The sequence below is a fragment of the Nocardia transvalensis NBRC 15921 genome, assembly GCF_000308875.1.
Taxonomy (GTDB): domain Bacteria; phylum Actinomycetota; class Actinomycetes; order Mycobacteriales; family Mycobacteriaceae; genus Nocardia; species Nocardia transvalensis.
In genome coordinates, this window is record NZ_BAGL01000038.1 from 42970 (window position 1) to 60569 (window position 17600).

Annotated in this window: 18 protein-coding genes; 10 read left to right on the top strand and 8 right to left on the bottom strand. The window is 68.8% G+C overall.

Annotated elements, in window-relative coordinates:
- Positions 1–141 precede the first annotated feature (141 nt).
- The gene (locus tag ON41_RS38925; RefSeq protein WP_051161274.1) at positions 142–1932 is read left to right on the top strand and encodes an HNH endonuclease signature motif containing protein; all 1791 of its coding nucleotides are present in this window, start codon (positions 142–144) and stop codon (positions 1930–1932) included.
- Between the two features lie 110 nt (positions 1933–2042).
- Here ON41_RS38925 and ON41_RS12175 read toward each other — a convergent pair whose 3' ends face one another.
- Positions 2043–2930, bottom strand: coding sequence for an endonuclease/exonuclease/phosphatase family protein (locus tag ON41_RS12175; RefSeq protein ID WP_083905294.1), 888 nt, complete (start codon positions 2928–2930; stop codon positions 2043–2045).
- Between the two features lie 26 nt (positions 2931–2956).
- On the opposite strand from ON41_RS12175, the gene ON41_RS12180 reads away from it, so the two are divergent.
- Positions 2957–4066 (top strand): PLP-dependent cysteine synthase family protein, encoded by a 1110-nt coding sequence (locus ON41_RS12180; RefSeq protein WP_218003432.1) that lies wholly within the window; start codon positions 2957–2959, stop codon positions 4064–4066.
- A gap of 21 nt (positions 4067–4087) precedes the next feature.
- Here the strand turns inward: ON41_RS12180 and ON41_RS12185 are convergent, their stop codons facing one another.
- On the bottom strand, positions 4088–4303 hold the full coding sequence (locus ON41_RS12185) for a DUF397 domain-containing protein (protein ID WP_040747687.1): 216 nt from the start codon (positions 4301–4303) through the stop codon (positions 4088–4090).
- The gene (locus tag ON41_RS41505) at positions 4290–5210 is read right to left on the bottom strand and encodes a helix-turn-helix domain-containing protein (protein WP_051161275.1); all 921 of its coding nucleotides are present in this window, start codon (positions 5208–5210) and stop codon (positions 4290–4292) included. The genes ON41_RS12185 and ON41_RS41505 overlap by 14 nt, the downstream gene beginning before the upstream one ends.
- A 276-nt stretch (positions 5211–5486) precedes the next feature.
- On the opposite strand from ON41_RS41505, the gene ON41_RS41510 reads away from it, so the two are divergent.
- Together ON41_RS41510 and ON41_RS12200 are read left to right on the top strand one after the other, a co-directional pair.
- Complete coding sequence (locus ON41_RS41510; RefSeq protein ID WP_157185439.1) at positions 5487–5654, top strand: hypothetical protein; 168 nt, start codon at positions 5487–5489, stop codon at positions 5652–5654.
- Entirely contained in the window at positions 5642–5857 is a 216-nt protein-coding gene (locus tag ON41_RS12200; protein WP_246829510.1) for a hypothetical protein, read from the top strand. Before ON41_RS41510 ends, ON41_RS12200 begins: the two co-directional genes overlap by 13 nt.
- A 128-nt stretch (positions 5858–5985) precedes the next feature.
- Here ON41_RS12200 and ON41_RS12205 read toward each other — a convergent pair whose 3' ends face one another.
- From ON41_RS12205 to ON41_RS12215, 3 genes are read right to left on the bottom strand one after another with little or no spacing between them, the layout of a single operon-like run.
- Positions 5986–7035, bottom strand: coding sequence for an ABC transporter substrate-binding protein (locus ON41_RS12205; protein WP_040747689.1), 1050 nt, complete (start codon positions 7033–7035; stop codon positions 5986–5988).
- A 3-nt stretch (positions 7036–7038) separates the two neighbouring features.
- Positions 7039–7920, bottom strand: coding sequence for an ABC transporter permease (locus tag ON41_RS12210; RefSeq protein ID WP_051161276.1), 882 nt, complete (start codon positions 7918–7920; stop codon positions 7039–7041).
- Positions 7910–8809, bottom strand: a complete 900-nt coding sequence (locus ON41_RS12215; protein WP_083905296.1) for an ABC transporter ATP-binding protein — start codon at positions 8807–8809, stop codon at positions 7910–7912. The genes ON41_RS12210 and ON41_RS12215 overlap by 11 nt, the downstream gene beginning before the upstream one ends.
- A gap of 212 nt (positions 8810–9021) precedes the next feature.
- Between ON41_RS12215 and ON41_RS12220 the strand changes: the two genes are divergently transcribed.
- Entirely contained in the window at positions 9022–10527 is a 1506-nt protein-coding gene (locus ON41_RS12220) for an FAD-dependent oxidoreductase (protein ID WP_040747690.1), read from the top strand.
- Here the strand turns inward: ON41_RS12220 and ON41_RS12225 are convergent.
- Positions 10524–11129, bottom strand: coding sequence for a TetR/AcrR family transcriptional regulator (locus ON41_RS12225; protein WP_246829511.1), 606 nt, complete (start codon positions 11127–11129; stop codon positions 10524–10526). The genes ON41_RS12220 and ON41_RS12225 overlap by 4 nt on opposite strands.
- A 77-nt stretch (positions 11130–11206) precedes the next feature.
- Between ON41_RS12225 and ON41_RS12230 the strand changes: the two genes are divergently transcribed.
- The 5 genes from ON41_RS12230 (at position 11207) to ON41_RS12250 (ending at position 16927) form a co-directional block, all read left to right on the top strand.
- A complete protein-coding gene (locus tag ON41_RS12230; protein WP_040747736.1) occupies positions 11207–12175 on the top strand; it encodes a zinc-dependent alcohol dehydrogenase family protein in 969 nt (322 codons plus the stop codon).
- A 99-nt stretch (positions 12176–12274) separates the two neighbouring features.
- Positions 12275–13540 (top strand): hypothetical protein, encoded by a 1266-nt coding sequence (locus ON41_RS12235; RefSeq protein WP_040747691.1) that lies wholly within the window; start codon positions 12275–12277, stop codon positions 13538–13540.
- Positions 13541–13607: 67 nt separating this feature from the next.
- On the top strand, positions 13608–14489 hold the full coding sequence (sigJ, locus tag ON41_RS12240) for an RNA polymerase sigma factor SigJ (RefSeq protein WP_040747692.1): 882 nt from the start codon (positions 13608–13610) through the stop codon (positions 14487–14489).
- Positions 14490–14567: 78 nt separating this feature from the next.
- Complete coding sequence (locus ON41_RS12245; protein WP_246461693.1) at positions 14568–16247, top strand: sensor histidine kinase; 1680 nt, start codon at positions 14568–14570, stop codon at positions 16245–16247.
- Entirely contained in the window at positions 16229–16927 is a 699-nt protein-coding gene (locus tag ON41_RS12250) for a response regulator (RefSeq protein ID WP_040747693.1), read from the top strand. The genes ON41_RS12245 and ON41_RS12250 overlap by 19 nt, the downstream gene beginning before the upstream one ends.
- On the opposite strand, the gene ON41_RS12255 is transcribed toward ON41_RS12250, so the two are convergent.
- Positions 16900–17517: a class I SAM-dependent methyltransferase gene (locus tag ON41_RS12255; RefSeq protein WP_040747694.1), complete on the bottom strand. Its 618-nt coding sequence runs from the start codon at positions 17515–17517 to the stop codon at positions 16900–16902. The two genes, ON41_RS12250 and ON41_RS12255, sit on opposite strands and share 28 nt — an antisense overlap.
- Positions 17518–17600 lie beyond the last annotated feature (83 nt).

Here is a 17600-nt window from a genome sequence, read left to right on the forward strand (position 1 = left end):
GGTGAGGGATGCTGAGATTTCGCTGTGCTGGTGCCGTTCCTTGGTGTCGCGGTTCGCACCATGGAATTCTGGACGGAATGAGAGGGGTGCGGGAACCGGTTTTCGTTGCCAAAGCCCTTGTGTAGGAGTATAATCGAACATATGAACGAACTCTCCGTCTATGCGGATTCCACCATGGAGTTGGTGGAACGCTTGCGGGTCGCGCAGCGGATGCTGGCGGTCGCGCAGGCGGAGAAAATTCGTCTGGAAACTCAGCTGTACCGGCGTCGCCGGTGCCAGGAATTGGAGTTGCGGGTCAATCCTGCGTTCGCCGGACAGTCCGCCGCCACCGAGATCGGTGTGCTCCTGAAATCCTCACAGCGGCAAGCGGATCGAGAGATCGACCTCGGCTTGGCCCTCGAACACGGATTGCCCTGCACCCGACGAGCATTCGGCGATGGAAGTATCGACGTCACCAAGGCGCAGGTGATCTGCACCGAACTCCGAAACGTGGAGCCCGCTCTGATCGCGAAGCTCGAGCAGCGAATCGCGGCCTACGCGCAGACAGCCGACCCCGCCCGATTGAAGCGCACGATCCGCCGCTGGATCCTGGAGAAAGATCCCGCAGGCCGCGCCGAACGCCGCAAACAAGCCGAACAGGACCGCTACGTCCAAGTCTCCGCCTGCGACAACGGTACCGCGATGGTCGAGGCCGTCCTTCCCGCGGCAGGCGGGCAGACTCTGTACGAACGACTACGCGAGATGGCCGACTCCCAATGCTGCGCCCAGGACCCCCGCACCCGAAGTCAGCGCCGCGCAGACGCCCTGGTCGCCCTCGCCGACGGCAGCGGCCGCCTCGTATGCCAGTGCGCCCGTCGAGGCTGCACCGGCACGGCCGCCGCCGAACCACGCAAAGCCCTTGTCCAAGTAGGCGTCTCGGCCGAAACGTTGGCAGGTATCCAAGATAACCCCGCCCTCCTGGCAGGATTCGGCGCCATCGATGCCGAACTGGCTCGCCAACTAGCCCGCCACGCCCGCTTTCAGGTCTTCCCCGCCACCGAGCCCACAACCCCACCCGCCCCTCCCCGCAACGCGCCCACGGCCGTAACCACCGACACCACCGGTGCTGCCGCTCAGCCCACGAACCTAACTGCCGCCACCCGTGCTGCCACCGAGTCCACGAAGGTAGTCGCCGAGACCGCCAGTGCCGCTGCCGAGTTCACGAACATGGCCGCCGACCCCACCCGTGCTGCCGCCGAGTCCACGACTGTGTCCGTAGCCGCCAACGGTTCCAACATCGAAACCGGCTGCCTCACTGCGCATGCCGCCATCCTGGAGACGGAAATCGCCGGGCGGAACGGAGATGTCGACGGTCGGGGCGGGGAGTCGGGGGAGCTGGGGCGGGGGGAGCCGCGTGTGACCGAGTTGCGGTATCGGCCTGGTGCGCGGTTGGCCGCGCGGGTACGGGCGCTTGATGGCGTGTGTCGTGCGCCTGGGTGTCAGACTCCCGCTGCGGCCACCGATCTCGATCATCATGTTCCCTTCGACCATGCGGTCCCTGCGAGTGGTGGGCGTACCACGGAGGGCAATCTGAGCTGTCGGTGCCGCAGGCACCACCGCCTGAAGACGCTTGCCGACAATGGTGCTACGGCGTGGCGGATTCGCCGATACCCCGGCCGTCTCGAGGAATGGCTCACTCCGACAGGCGAATCCACCCTCACCGAACCCGAGGGTATGCACTATCTGTTTCCCCGTACCGCGGTGCCGCCGACCGTGCCGATCGATGTCCCCGTCCCGGATCGCGACGCGGTCTCCCCGATAGATCGCGGAGTCATCGAATCCGATCTCACCGAATTACTCCGCGTGTTCATTCCTCCGTCACGTCGCCGACGACGAGATGACCCGGTGGCCGCCGCTCCACGCCCGCCCCGGGACCTGCCGCCACCTTTCTGACTACGCCGCACGTATGTCGTGCGAACACACCGTCGTGCCGACGATCGGTACGTGGGTACCGGCACGACGAGTCCGCGACATCTTGTTCTGACGGTGGCCCTTTCGCGTTGTCAGCCCCAGACCCCAGGCGAGCGGGCAGGAACGGTCAGTTCGGCGACTAGGCCGTAGTGGTCGCTCGCTTGGACCCCACCCCGAGGCTCGACACCGATCAGGCCGACTGACCGCACCTCGAGCGTGGGCCCGAAACTGCCGCCTCGCACCATCACGTAGTCGATGCGCCGTCCGGCGGCGGAGAACATGTCGCCGCGGGCGACGAGCGGGTTTTCCGGGGTGAAGGTGTGCCCGGGATCGTTGGGGCGCAGCGCTTCCCATGCGTCGTGGTAGCTGACGCTCATGCCTGCGAGTGATTGGCGGCCGGTCCAGAACCGGATGCTCGACGAGTCCGGGGTGGCGTCGAAGTCGCCGAGCACGACAACGTGTCCGGCGCGGTCGCCGAGGACTTCTTCGATGAATCGGGCCGCCTCGACCGCCTGCAACTCACGTTCATGTTCGTAGTCGAACTGGAAGACCGGTTTGTGGTGGGCGACGTGCAGTGTTCCCAGTGGTCGCGGAGCGCGGACCTCGGCGACGACCACGGCCGACCATGGGAATACCGCCGCGCGGTCGGTGACTCCCAGGATGCGTTCGTGGATCTGGCCGAACGGCCAGCGGCTGGCCAGCGCCAATCCGATGCCGTCGGGTGTCGTCCGGGAGTGCCAGGCGATGTGCCAGCCCGGGCCGAGTAGATCGGCGATGCCCTGCTCTCGATCCGCACCGGCGTCGATCTCTTGCAGAGCGATGATGTCGGGGTCGGTTGCCCGCAATAGTTCTATCACGGCGTTTTTTCGGCTATGCCAATCGGCGAGCAATGGTGACAGGGTGTTGAAGGTTGCCACACGTACCGAACCCTCTGGTGTCTCGTGGTTGGTGTTCGGTTCGGGATTGGTCACGATGTGCATGGTCCCAGGCACCTACACTGCGGTGGGTGAGCGGCGAGGCGAAGGATTCCGAGAGGACGCCCGGACCGAGTGAGTGGGCACGGTCTGCGCTGGCGGTGCTGTCCGGCACTCGCGCCGACGACGAGCCGACGCCGTTGTATCGGTATCCGCTCCCCGGGGATTCGGCGGTGCGGCTGTTCGTCAAGGACGAGTCGCGGCGGCCGACGGGGAGTGTGAAGTATGGGCTCGCGCGGGGTCTGCTGGCTGAGGCGCTGCGGCGTGGGCGGATCGGGGAGAATACGAGGCTGGTCGAGGCGACCAGCGGGAATCTGGCTGTGGCCGAGGCTTATTTCGCGCGGATGCTCGGGTTGCCGTTCACCGCGGTTGTGCCGCGGCGTACCGCTGCGGGCAAGCTGGCGCGGCTCGAGGAGCAGGGCGGGCGCTGGCATCCGGTCGAACCGCCGCTGGCCGTCTACGAGAAGGCTGCCGAGTTGGCGGACGAGACCGGCGGTTACTACATCGACCATCTGAATACCCTCGGCGGCGCCGTGGATCATGACGAGTCGAATCTCGCCGCCGAGATCCTGGATGATTGCCGGCGGATCGGAGACTCCGAACCCGCGTGGATCGTGACCGGCGTCGGCACCGGAGCCACCTCCCGCGCTATCGGCCGCCATCTGCGCGCGCACGGGCACGCGACACGGCTCGCCGTGGTGGACCCGGAGAATTCGGCGTACTTCCCGGGCTGGGCCGGTGACTGTGCGGACTATGCCACCGGAATGCCCTCGATGATCGAGGGCATCGGCCGTCCCCGGATCGAACCCGCCTTCGACGCCGAGGTGATCGATCTGGTGATTCCCGTCAAGGACGCGTCCAGCGTCGCCGCCATGCGGCATCTGCGCGACATCACCGGCCGGTCCGCCGGGCCTTCCACCGGCGCATGCCTTTTCGGCGCACTACATCTGGTCGCCCGCATGCGTGAGGAGGGGCGAACCGGGACCGTCGTTGTCGTGCAAGGCGATTCGGGCCAGCCCTACACCGACACCTACTACAACGACGAGTGGACCGACGCCAAGAGCTGGGACTTGACGAAGCCTCTTGCGGCACTGAGGCACTTCAACGCCACAGGTTTCTGGGACCTCTCCCCGTCGGCCTGAATTCGCAGACGTTACCGACCGCTATGCGGAGGGATGCTGGAACCCACCGTCCTGCACGGCTGCGGTGAAGGCATCCCATTCGCCCGGGGCGAAGATCAGAGCAGGCCCGCTGGGGTTCTTCGAGTCACGCACGCCGACTTCACCTTCGGCGAGCCAAGCGACTTCGACGCACTTCGCGCCGCCCTCGCTGCGACTGCTCTTGAACCACTTCGCCTTCGATAGGTCACCGTCTGCCACGTTCGTACTCCTTAGCTACCTGCCGCAGCAAGTTCCTGCTTTCGGCCTCGACGAGACACGTGCCCCGAATGGCCGTGGCAAGTTCACTGTAGTAGCGAACGTCTTCCGGTTTCTCGAGGTATACGTCCTGAGCCGCTCCACCTTCGATGAATACCACTGGGGGCTCGACAGTTTCGCCTCTCCTGGATTTTCCGAAGTCCATGATGATGAATGAACCATGGGTAATTCCCCAGGTCAGGCCAGCGCTGAACGGTTGGATTCGGATCGCGATGTTCGGTCGCTTCGACATCTCGGCCAGGTGTCGCATCTCGGCGGCCATGATGGTCGGTTCGCCGATCGTGCGATAGAGGACCGCTGCGTGAAGAATGACGTCCAACCGGATGGGGTTCGTCTTGCGGGTGACACGTGCTTGCCGGTTCAGACGGTGCTCGACGCGTCGGTCGATATCCTCGTCGGTGAACTCGGGGAATGCGCCGATGATCGCTCGTGCGTAATCGGCCGTTTGCAGTAGCCCCGGAATATGTTGATTGTGGCAGGTGGTCAGCTGGCAGGCCGCCGCTTCCAGCCCGACGTACATATTGAAGGCGCTGCCGTACAGGCCACCGTAGACGTGATGCCAGCTCTTCTTGCGTGCCTGTACCGCGAGATCTATTGCGCCCTCGGTATCTTCGGGGCTCACGCCGTAGAGCTTGCACAGTGCTTCTACGTCCTGCTTGCGCACCTTGATGATCTTGCCAGCTTCGATTCGCTGGATGACCGGCCGAGAGATATCCACCAGTTCGGCGACCTGCGCGAGGGTGAACCCGGCCGCCTCGCGCGCCTCCCGTAGGAAGCGGCCGAGCTGCCGCCGCGGCAGCGTCGAGGATGGGCCCTCGTCCTGAACTTCGTGATTGTCGGCACTGGTCACGGCCGGTATCCCTTCCGGAGAAACGAGACGGATTCGAACGGAAGCAGAGACAGTTCTATCCCAGATACGAGATGTGTGCAGGGCGTTTCGATCAGTTCGAACAGAGATCTCTATTTTATCGGTTTCGCGGGTTGTCTGATGGTGTGCTGTCCCCGACGTTCGAGGTGAAGCGTTGGCTCGGGAGAGGTAGGCGGCGTGCACCGGACGGAGGTGGGCGGGATGGAGGCGGTATGGCGATTCGACGAGAGCGGGGTAGGGATTATGTACGTACGCAACATGATTGACGGGACCGTGGTGGTGGTCGGGACCGATCTGGCGTTGGCGCGGGAGCGGCTGCCGGAGTTCAGCGGGCTGTGGGACGCGGTGCGGCGGGCGTTCTGGCGGGAGTACTTTCCGTCGCGGCGGTCGTCGGCGGCCGAGTACACGACCCGGTGGCTCGGGTGATCGTGCGCCGGTTGCGGGTGGTGAACGGCGATGAAGTGTGGGCGCGGATCGGAGCGCTGACCGCGCGTGCCGCTCGCGGCGGGTATCGGCTGATCCGGGATTCCGCGCAGCCCTACCGGTGGGTGCTGCTGGATGCCGAGGACGGGGAATGTCTGTACTCCGCCCTGACCCTCGAGGACATCGAGCGGTGGTTGGACGAGTGATGAGAGGGTGATGCCCGGCCGCCCCTCACGCGACCGGGCATCACTGTGGGAATCTCACCGAGGTCCCGGCCAAAAGCGTGCCGGGACAATGGGAGGGCGCGTGCCGGGAAATGGGGAGGGCGTTGGCGCTACTGCCGGTTGCCCAATGCCTTCTCCACGAACTCGTTGGTGTAGGTGTCCTGGAGTTCGATGGTGTCGCGTTTGGGGGCGACGTTGCGGGAGTAGCGGCCGAGGATGTTCAGGACGTTCTGTGCGCCTTCGGGTTTCATGAGGCCGTTGCCGTTGAACATGCCGATCGAGTCGCGGATGGACTGGATGTAGAGGTCCTTGCCGCCGGCGGCGTACTGGGAGGGCATCTTCGCGGCGATCTCCTCCGGGGTGTGGGTCTCGATCCACTGGAGTGTCTGGACGAACGCGGTCGCGAGCTTCTGGACGATCTCCGGATGGGATTGGACCGTGTCGCATTTCATGTAGAGCGACGACGCCGGGTAGAGGCCGCCCAGCGCGGCGCGGGTGCCCTGTTCGGTGCGCATATCGATCATCACCTGGGCGTCGCCGGAGTTCACCATCTGCGCCACCGTCGGGTCGGTGGTCATGCCGGCGTCGATGCCGCCGTGGTTCATGCCCGCGATGAACGTCTGTCCCGCACCGACTTTCACGCGCGAGTAGTCGGCGGTGGACATCCCGGCCTGTCCGGCCAGCGCCTGGGTGAGGAAGTCGGTGGAGGAGCCCAGGGAGGTGACGCCCAGCTTCTTGCCGCGAAAGTCGCTCGGTGACTTGATGGACGCGGCCTGGTCCTTCGATACCAGTTCGACCTCACCGGGGACGTCGGAGAACTGGACGACGGTGCGCAGGCACTGCTCCTTGGCCTGCAGGTCGACAGTGTGGTCGTAGAAACCGACCACGGCCTGCACGTCACCGGTGAGCAGCGCGGTCTCCGCGCTCGCGCCGGACTGCTCGCCCATCAGCTTTACGTCGATGTCGTTGCGGGCGAAGTTGCCCAGGCGTTCGGTGAGCATGGCGGGCAGGTAGATCACCTTCTCCAGGCCGCCGACCATGATGGTGATCTGCGGGCGGCCGTCGGCCATGGGGATCTTGCGGGAATCCCGGCACCCGGTGGTCACCAGCAGCGTGCTGACGGCGAGCAGGACCACGGCGATGTGCTTGCGATACTTCATCTCTCACACCTCGCGTGCCGACGTGACCAGCGGCGGACGCCATTTCAGCAGCCGCCCCTCGGCGAATCCGATGCCCCACTCGGCCAGCAGCGCTACCACGGTGATGATGATCATGCCCGCGTAGATGCCGGCGGCGTCGAAGGTGCCCTGCGCGTTGGAGATCAGCAGGCCCAGGCCCTTGCTCGCGCCGGCGTACTCGCCGACCACCGCACCGATGAGGGCGAAGCCGAAGGCGGTGTGCAGGCTGGACAGGATCCAGGTGGTCGCGCTGGGCAGCACGATCTGCGACAGCACCTGCCAGCGGCTCGCGCCCAGGATGCGGGCGTTGTTGATGACATTGCCGTCCACCTCGCGGGCGCCGGTGAAGGCGTTGAAGAACACCGCGAAGAAGGTCAGCACCACCACCGTGGCGACCTTGGACTCCAGCCCGAGACCGAACCAGATGATGAACAGCGACGCCAGCACGATGCGCGGAACGGCGTTGAGCGCCTTGATGAACGGCGCCAGCACCTCGGCCCAGTACCGGCTGCGGCCCAGCAGCACGCCCAGCACCACCCCGGCGACCGCGCCGATGACGAAGCCCAGCACCGCCTCTTCGACGGTGGTGAACAGCTGGAGCCAGATGGAGCCGAATTGCGTTCCCTCGGTGAACCATTCGACGATGCGCTGCCAGATGAGCGACGGCTTCGAATAGAAGAACGGGTCGATCCACAGGCTCGCGGTCAGCTCCCACGCGCCCAGCCACAGCACCACCAGCACGGCCCGCAGGCCCCAGGTGCGGATGAGCGCGCGGCGGGCCGCGCCGCGGGCGCGGGCGAGGATCTGCTCCTCGGATTCGGCCTCGACCTGCGGGGCGTCGACGGTGGTCAGGGTGTCAGGCGACACGGGTCGCTCCCTTCGCGCGGGCGGCGTCGACCTGGTCGCGCAGGGTGCCCCAGATCTCGGTGTACAGCTGCCGGAACTCGTCGGTGAGGCGGACCTCCTCGACGTCGCGGGGACGGTCGAGGGTGACGCGGAAGTCGCCGCAGACGGTGGCGGGGCTCGCGGTCATCACCACCACGCGGTCGGCGAGCGCGATCGCCTCCTCGAGGTCGTGGGTGACGAAGATGACGGCCGCGCTGCGTTCTCTGCCGCGCTCCCGGGTCGCTCCGTGGTTACGCAGGCTGCCGCCTCCGCGCCCGTCGTCCGCGCGGGTGCCGGACCACACCCGCAGCAGCTCGTCCTGCATCAGCTGGCGGGTCTGCACGTCCAGCGCGCTGAAAGGCTCGTCCATCAGCAGGATCTCGGGCTCGTTCACGAGGGTCTGGGCGAGTGCGACGCGCTTGCGCATACCGCCCGACAGCTGATGCGGGTAGTACTTTTCGAAGCCCGCCAGGCCGACCGTGCGCACCCACTCCGCGGCCCGTTGCCGCGCATCGGCTTTCGACGCGCCCTGGAAGCGGGGGCCGAGCGCGACGTTGTCGAGGACCGTCCGCCAGGGCAGCACGGCGTCCTGCTGGAACATGTAGCCGATGCCGTCCGGGATGCCCTGAACGTCCTTGCCGCGCACCAGCGTCCGGCCGGCGGAGGTCTTCTCCAGTCCGGACACCAGGGACAGCGTGGTCGACTTGCCGCAGCCGGTGGGGCCGACGACCGCGACGAATTCGCCCGGGGCAACGGTGAAGTCGAGGTTCTTCACCGCGGTGTGGATGCCACCGCCGGATCCCGGGAAGCGCTTCGTCGCGCTCCGGAACTCGATACACGGCTCGCCGTGGCGCTCCATGAGGTTGGTCATGACATACTCCTGAACTTCCGACGCCGCACTGTGTGACGTGCGACCGCCGCTCGACCATAAGTGCCCCGGGTCACACCACCCCCGCTTGTGCGCACAACCCACGCAACCTGCAATACGGGCGTTGTGCTCATTCTGCTTACGATCGATCCGGCGCATGCGCCCCGCAAGGCTCGCGTCAGGGGGGTGCAAGGCGGCCCGAAAACCATGGGGTCATGGACGAATTCGATGTTGTGGTCGTGGGGGCGGGGCCGGTCGGGCTGTTGCTGGCGTGTGAGCTGGGGCTCGCGGGGGCTTCCGTGCTGGTGCTCGAGCGGGAGGCGGAGGCCGTGTCGCCGTGGCGGGCGGCGCCGCTGGGGCGGCGGGGGTTGTCCGCGACGTCGATCGAGGCGTTCGCTCGGCGTGGTCTGCTGCCGCAGCTGCTCAAGGCGTCGGGTATCGAGGATGATTCCGGGCCGCGGCCGCCGCGCATGGCCGGGCATTTCGCCGGGATCGCGCTGGATCCGGACGATGTCGACGCCGCCGCGCTGCCGTTCCGGTTGCCGAGTCCGCTACGGAATTTCATGATGACCAGCCTCGAGGCCGTCGAGACGGTGCTGGCCGGGCGGGCCGCCGAACTCGGCGTGGAGATCCGGCGGGGCGCGGCGGTGTCGGCCGTGGCGCAGGAGGGCGACGGCGTGGTCGTGCGCGCCGGCGAGCGGGCGTACGGGGCGACGTGGGTGGTCGGGTGCGACGGCGGGCACAGCGTGGTGCGGAAACTCGCGGGGTTCGACTTCGTCGGTAGCGAGCCGCAGTTCACCGGCTATGTCGTGCTGGGCACGCTCGACGATCCGGGGAAGCTGAAGTTCGGGATCAATCCGACGCCGACGGGCGCCTACATTCAGATGTCGCTGGACGGGCACCTCGGGATGATGGATTTCGACGGCGGGGCGTTCGATCGCACGCTGCCGCCGACACGGGAGCATCTCCAGACGGTGCTGCGTCGCGTGTCCGGTGTCGACGTGACGCTGAGCGAGGTGCGTTTCGCCTCGAGTTTCACCGATCGGGCGATGCAGGCGACGACCTATCGGCAGGGGCGCGTCCTGCTCGCGGGCGATGCCGCCCATATTCATTCGCCGCTCGGCGGGCAGGGGCTCAATCTCGGTCTCGGGGACGCGATGAATCTCGGGTGGAAGCTCGGGGCGGTCGTGCGGGGGGACGCACCGGAGGGGCTGCTCGACACCTACACCCGGGAGCGACATCCGGTCGGCGCGCGGGTGCTCGACTGGTCGCGGGCGCAGGTGGCGGTCATGCGGCCCGGATCGCACGCACCGGCGTTGCAGGGGCTGATCCGCGATCTGCTCTCGACCCGGGACGGGGCGACCTACGCGTTCGGGCAGATCTCGGGGGTCTCGACCCGCTACGACCTCGGTAGCGATCACCCCCTGGTGGGGTGCGCTGTCCCGCACTTCTGTCTCGAGGACGGGACACGGCTGGGTGATCTGACGGCGGACGGGCGTGGCGTCCTGCTCGATTTCGGCGCCGATCGCGGGCTGCGCGATTCGGCGACGAGGTGGGAGAGCCGGATTCGGTATGTGGCCGGGGCGGCCGTCGAGGACCTCGGGTTCGGGGCGGTGCTGGTGCGGCCCGACGGGATCGTCTGCTGGGCAAGCGATCTCGCACCCGATCGGGCGGCGTTCGAGCGGGCCGCGTGTGCGTGGTTCGGCCTGCCGTCCGTCTAGCGTGGCGGCGGGGGGAGCGGCAGGGCGTCCGGGGCGGCGCGCAGGCCCTGGAGGGCGAGGGCGGCGAAGCGGCGGGAGGCCGCGATTCCCGCTGCGGGAGAGGAGGTTCGGAGGCCGCTGTTGGCCATGATGACCAGCAGGACGTCGTCGAATGTGACGTCGGGGCGCAGGTGGCCGGTGTCGCGGGCGCGGCGGGTCAGCCGGGCCAGGGAGCGCAGCGCCTGCTCGCGATCGGCGGTGAAATCCAGCGTGGTGGGGAAGGTGGACATGAGAGCCGCGGTGAAGCCCCGGTCGCGGGCGTGCAGTTCGCACAGTTGCTCGATCACCAGGCGGAAGCCGTGCCACGGGTCCGGGTCGGCGAGTCCCTCGTCGACGATGGTGTAGCAAGCGCGCATCTGATCCGTGAATGCCTCGGTGACCAGCAGTTCCTTGGTCGGGAAGCGCCGGTAGAGGGTGGCGGGGCCGACTCCGGCCCGGCGGGCGATCTCCCGCATGGGGGCATCCAGGCCCTCGGCGGCGAAGACCGCGCGGGCGGCGTCGAGGATGCGATCGCGGTTGTCGCGGGCATCGGATCGCAGCATCTGAGGGAAACCGTCGGGCACGCCTCTCACTTTAGCTAAACGGACGGGGGCGTCCGTTAGCGTCGGCCGGCGAGATCCGTACGACACAGGAGATGGTGATGAAGGCAGTCGCAGTGCAGGCGTTCGGCCGTCCGGAAGGGCTCGCGGTCATCGATGTTCCGGTGCCCGTTCCGGACGCGGGGGAGGTGCTGATCAGGACCGAGGCGATCGGGGTCGGTGGTGTGGACGCACTCATCCGCGGTGGCGCGCTCGCGGCTTACGGATTCCGGGACGGGCATGTGCTCGGCAGTGAGATCGCGGGCGTCGTGGAGGCGGCCGGTGACGGCGCCGACGGTTCGTGGATCGGCCGGCGGGTGTGGGCGTTCACCGGTCTGGGCGGTGGCTATGCGGAGCGGGCGGTGGCGCCGGTCGCGACGCTGGTGCCGTTGCCGGAGGGCCTGGCGGCCACCGATGCGGTGACGCTCGGGAGTTCGGGGATGGTGGCGCATTTCGCTCTGCGTCGCGCGCGGTTCGCGCCCGGGGAATCGGTGCTGGTGCGCGGTGCGGCCGGGGGATTGGGGACCATGACGGTGCAGCTCGCGGCGCGCGGCGGTGCGGGGGTCGTCGCGGTGACCACGTCGTCGGCGGCGCGGGGAGATCGGTTGCGTGCGCTCGGCGCGACGCATGTGCTCGACCGGTCGGGCGACGGACCGGACGCGCCCGCAGGGTACGACGTCGTGATCGATATCGTCGCCGGTCCGGAGATGCCCTCGTTCTTCCGGCGGCTGGAGCCGAACGGCCGCATGGTGGTCATCGGTGTGATGGGTGGCGATCCGCCGGCGGATTTCGGGACGGAGCTGTTCGCCGGATTCCGGAAGTCGTTGTCGTTCACGACCTTCAGCGCGGATACCGTGCCCCTGGACGGGTGGCGCGCCGCGATCGCGGACCTGTTCGAGGCCGCGGGTCGCGGGGAACTGGAGGCCGTGGTGCACGAGGTGCTGCCGCTGGAGCAGGCCGTGGCGGCGCATCGGGCGATGGACGGCGGGGCGGTGTTCGGCCGGATCGTGCTGACGCCCTCGGGGAGTTAGGGCGAGATCCCTCGCGCGATTCCGGCTCGGCGGGAATACGATCGGCTCGCAGTGCACGGTCGGCGGGGGAGCCCGTTGTGGAATCGAAGGGGTGGCGGGATGGGTACGAGGGGCAGGGCGGGGCTGATCCTCGCCGGTGTGGCGGTCGCCGTTCTCGCGGGGTGTGGCGACGGTGGTGAGGTATCGGGTACGGCGGTGGCCGCCGGATCGCCGATCTATTCGATGGACGCGGTCACCGACGCGTGCGCACTCGTCGATCCGGCGCCGCTGGCGAAATGGTCGTCCACGCCGAAGGGCGCTCCCGAACACGAGGAGACGCGGCCGTCCGCCTACGACGCCGGTGGGCTGAAATGCGAAATCGGCTATACCAATTCGACCACCGACAGGTTCCCGATGAACCGGGCCCGGATGATCGTCGAGGCCAAGTTCACCAACGGTTCCGCGCCGCCCTTCTACGACCACTGGAAACACGCCGACACCGCGACACCGGGACCCGGGGAGGAATCGGGCGAGATCCGCGGCCTCGGAACCCAGGCCCATTGGCACTCCGAGATCACCGGCGACCTCGTCAAGGAAATGTCGCACGCCGTCACGGTGCAGGACGGCAATGTCTCGGTACGGGCCAAGGTCGGGCTGACGCGGGAGAAGGGGTCGCCCGTGGTGAGCCGGGACGAACTCGACTCGGTCGCGAGAGCGCAGGTCCGCCGGGTGCTGGGCGCGTTGCGCACGGACGGCGAATCCGCCGCCGCGCCGACCTCGTCCGTCGCTCCCACGCCGTCCAAGGTCCCGGCCCCGGCCGTCCCCACCACGACGGCGGCGCGCCGGGAGGCGGCGCCGGGGATCTATTCGATCGACGGGATCGCCAATGCGTGCGACCTCGTCGACCCGACGCCGTTGCAGCGCTGGTCCGCCACGCCCAAGGAGGCTCCGCAGCATCAGGAACACCCGCCCAGCACGGCCGACGGCGGCACCCTGTATTGCGCGATCCGCTACATCAGCCCCTCCACCCTGCCCGACGACGCCACCGTCGACGAGGCCGGAATCAGTCTCGAGGCCACGATCACCGGCGCCACCACCGCGCCCGCCTACGACACGTGGAAGCAGACCGACACCGCCTCCACCGGGCCCGGCCGCGCCTCCGGCGACGTCACCGGACTCGGCGCCCAGGCCTTCTGGCACATGTCCGCGACACCCACCGGCAACGGCATGACCTACATCGTCGGCGCCCAGGACGGCAACGCCTCGGTCCGCGTCGAAGTCGCCGTCCTGCGCGCCCAGGGCGAGGCTCCGGTGAACCGCGACGACCTCGCCCCCATCGCCGAATCCCGGGCCCGCGCGGCCCTGGACGGATTGAAGAGGAAATAGCCCGCCTCACACTTCGGGTCGCCGTGTCGTCTATACATCGAGACCGTACCGACCCGAAGGAGCCGCGATGACCGACCCGAGTCCGGTGATCGGCGAACGCCGCCAGCTGATCAACCTCGCCTATCGGCTGCTCGGCTCGCTGGCCGAGGCCGAGGACGTGGTGCAGGAGACCTATGCGCGCTGGTATGCGTTGTCGGAGGAACAGCGGCGGGAGGTGGCGTCGCCGGGCGGGTGGTTCACGACGGTCGCCAGCCGCATCTGCCTCGATCTGCTCGGCTCGGCGCGTGCCCGGCGGGAACGCTATGTGGGCGAATGGATTCCGGAGCCGGTGCCGGACGGGGCGGAGTGGCTCGGCGGGCCCGCCCCGGCCGATCCCGCGGACCGCGTCACCCTCGACGAGTCGATCAGTATGGCCTTCCTCGTGGTCCTGGACGCCATGACGCCCGCCGAGCGGGTGGCGTTCGTCCTGCACGACGTCTTCCGCTACTCCTTCGCCGAGGTCGCGGACATCGTCGGGCGCACGCCGGCGGCCTGCCGCCAGCTCGCCTCCTCCGCGCGCCGCCGCATCCGCACCTCGCGGGAGCCCTCGGCGCAGCGCGCGGAGGTCGTGAAGGATTTCAAAAGAGCCTGGGAGGCAAGGGATATCGAGGCGCTGATCGGCCTGCTGGATCCGCAGGCCGTCGCGACGGCCGACAGCGGCGGCCTGGCCCCGGCCTTCCTGCACCCGATCCTCGGCGGCGCGGAGATCGCCCGCACCTGGCTGAGAATCGCGTCCGCGGCCCCGGAGACGACGCTGCTCGAGCGCACGGTGAACGGCCTGCCCGGCCTGGTCGCCCGGGTCGGCGACGACATCGTGTCGGTCTACGCCTTCGATATCGCCGACGGCCGGATCACCCGCATCTGGGCGATCCGGAATCCGGAGAAGCTGCGGCTCTGGACGGTGGACTGACCCGCGGCCGCGCATCCGGTGCGCAAATTCGGCGGCGGGGTTGTGATCATTTAGCTCGAGCGTGTAGAACAAGCGGTGATGAACGTGTTCGGCCGCGTGCTGCGGTTGCGGACACAGATCGTGTTGCTGCAGGTCGTGCTCGTCGCGCTGACGCTGGGTATCGCGTTCGGCGTGTTCGCTCATGTGGGGCAACAACGCCTGTCCGGCGAGTACGGGCAGCGGGCGCTGGCCATCGCCCGCACCGTCGCCGCCGACCCCGAGGTGCGCTCGGAAACCTCTCGCTACACATTGGCAACCGTGCCGCCCGGCCCGGACGAACTCGCCGGCGGGCAGCTCGAGCGGATCGCCGAGGAGACCCGCCGCCGCACGGGCGCGCTGTACGTCGTGATCACCGACGACGCGGGGATCCGGCTGGCCCATCCGGACGCGACGCGGCTGGGGGAGATGGTCAGCACCGATCCGTCGGCGGCGCTGGGCGGGTCGGAGGTGATGATCCAGGAGCGCGGCACGCTGGGCGAATCGGTGCGGGCCAAGGTGCCGGTGCTGCGGCCCGACGGGGAGAGCGTGGTCGGGGAGGTCAGCGTCGGGATCTCCACGGCGGCCGTGCGCGAGCAGTTGCTGCGGGATCTCGGCCGGGCCGCGCTGTTCGCGGCGGCGGCGCTGGTGGCCGGGGTCATCGGATCGGTGCTGCTGGCCCGGCGCTGGCACGGGCTCACCCTCGGCCTCGAACCGTCGGAACTGGCGGAGCTGGTGCGCGAACAGGCCGCCGTCCTGCACGGAATCGGGGAGGGCGTGGTCGCCGCCGACAGCCGGTGGCGCCTCACGGTCGTCAACGACGAGGCGCGGCGGCTGCTCGGCATCGACGGCGCGAGCGGGCGGCCGGTGGACGAGATCGGTTTGACGCCAAGGGTTCTGGAGGTCTTCCGGGCGGCCGACGGGGTTCCGGTCCCGGCCGCGGTGGGCGACCGGCTGGTGGTCGTCACCGCCCGCACCGTCAGCCGCGACGGTCGCGAACTGGGCGCGGTCCTGAGCGTGCGCGACCGCACCGACGTGGAATCGCTGACCCGCCAGCTGGACGCGGTGCGGTCGATGAGTACGGTCCTGCGCGCGCAGCGGCACGAGTTCGCCAACCGCCTGCACCTGCTCAGCGGCCTGCTGCACGGCGGCCGCTCCGAGGAGGCGGCGCAGTACATCGACGAACTCCTCGGCTCGGGCCCGCTCGGCGCCGCCCTTGCGGGCATGGACGCCGTGCACGATCCGTATCTTCAGGCGTTCCTGGCCGCCAAGGCCGCCCATGCCCGCGAGAGTGGTGTCGAACTCCGCCTCGGGCCCAATACCTGGGTCGACGGGAATCTCGCGGTGCCCGTGGATGTCACGACGGTGCTGGGCAACCTGCTCGACAACGCCCTCGAGGCGGCCCGCACCGCACCCGCCGACGGCGCGAAGCTGGTGGAGGTCGAGCTGGTGCAAGAGGGGCAGACACTGCACATCACCGTGATCGACAGCGGTTCCGGGGTCGCGCCGGGCATCGTGGAATCCGTGTTCGCGGAAGGCGTTTCGACGCGGCCGGACAACGGCGTGCCGGGCGGGCGGGGCGTCGGGCTGGCGTTGTCGCGTCAGGTCGCGCGGGCGCTGGGCGGGGATGTGGTGTTGTCGAGTCCGGGCGGCGGTGCGGCGCCGCTGCGCGGGGCGGAGTTCATCGCCCGGCTGCCCGGGGTCCTGGTGGAGGGAGAAGCCGTATGGGCACAACCGATCTGAGCGTGCTGGTCGTCGACGACGACTTCCGGGTGGCGGATCTGCACGCCGGAATCGTCTCGGCACTACCGGGATTCGCGGTCGGCGGCAGGGCCACCACGCTCGCGGCGGCCCGCTCGGCGATCGCCGCGTCGGCCTTCGATCTCGCGCTGGTCGACGTGTACCTCCCCGACGGTTCGGGCCTGGACCTGGTGCGCGAGATCGGATTCGACGCGATGATGCTCACCGCGGCGACCGAGGCCGAGACGGTGCGCTCGGCGCTGGCCGCGGGCGCGCTGGGCTATCTGGTGAAGCCGTTCGACCACGCCGCGCTCGCGACGCGGCTGGCCGGGTACGCGCGCTACCGCCGCCTGCTCTCGGCGCCGGTCGTCACCGCCCGCGATATCGACGCCGCGGTGGAGGCGCTGCGGCCCGCCGGTCCGGTCGCGTCGGCCGCCGCACCGGCATCGCCGACCAAAGACCTTGTGCTGCAAGCGGTCCGGGGGTCGGATACGCCGATGTCGGCCGCCGAGGTGTCGTCGGCGACCGGCGTCTCCCGGGCGACGGCGCAGCGCTATCTGGCGAATCTCGTCGCGGCGGGCGCGCTGCGCATGCAGTTGCGGTACGGCAGCACCGGACGGCCGGAACAGGAGTACTCGGCCGCCGGTGGCCGCGGTCAGGGGGAGACGGCGACGCCGAGGTAGTGCGAGGCGAACGCCTTCGGCGCGGACTCCTCGTAGAACCGGTCCAGCTCGCGGAGGGTGAATCCCGCGCCCTCGATGACCGATGCGATATCGCGGTTCAGGTGGCAGCCGCCGAAGAGGGCCTTCTGCACCGGATTCAGGCGGTGCTGCCACACCTGCACCGCGGCGTCGGGCGCGAGGCCGTGCTCGACGAAGTGGAACACCCCGCCGGGCACCAGGACTCGCCGCAGCTCGGTCAGCGCGGCGTCGACATCGGGGATGGTGCACAGCGTCCAGGTCGACAGTGCGGCGTCGAAGCTGTTGTCGGGGAAGGGGAGTGACTGGCCGTCGAGACCGGACCGCTCCACCGGCACGGTGGCCCGCGCCAGCCGCTTCGCCGCCAGCTTCCAGCCCGTATCGGCCGGTTCCACCGCGGTGACCGACCGGACTGCGGCCGGGTAGTACGGCACGTTGTGGCCGGAGCCGAAGCCGATCTCCACCACGCGGCCGCTCAGCCCGGCGCACACCCGCTCCCGCAGCCGTGCGTTGACGGCGAGGCCGCAGGTCTTGTCGACGATGCGCGGCAGCACCTGTTCGCTGTAGATACCCACCCCACCACTCTGACAACGAGTCACCCCCGCCACCACCCTGAGGTCACCCTGATTTCTGGTGGAGTAGCGCGGAGTTGCCCAGC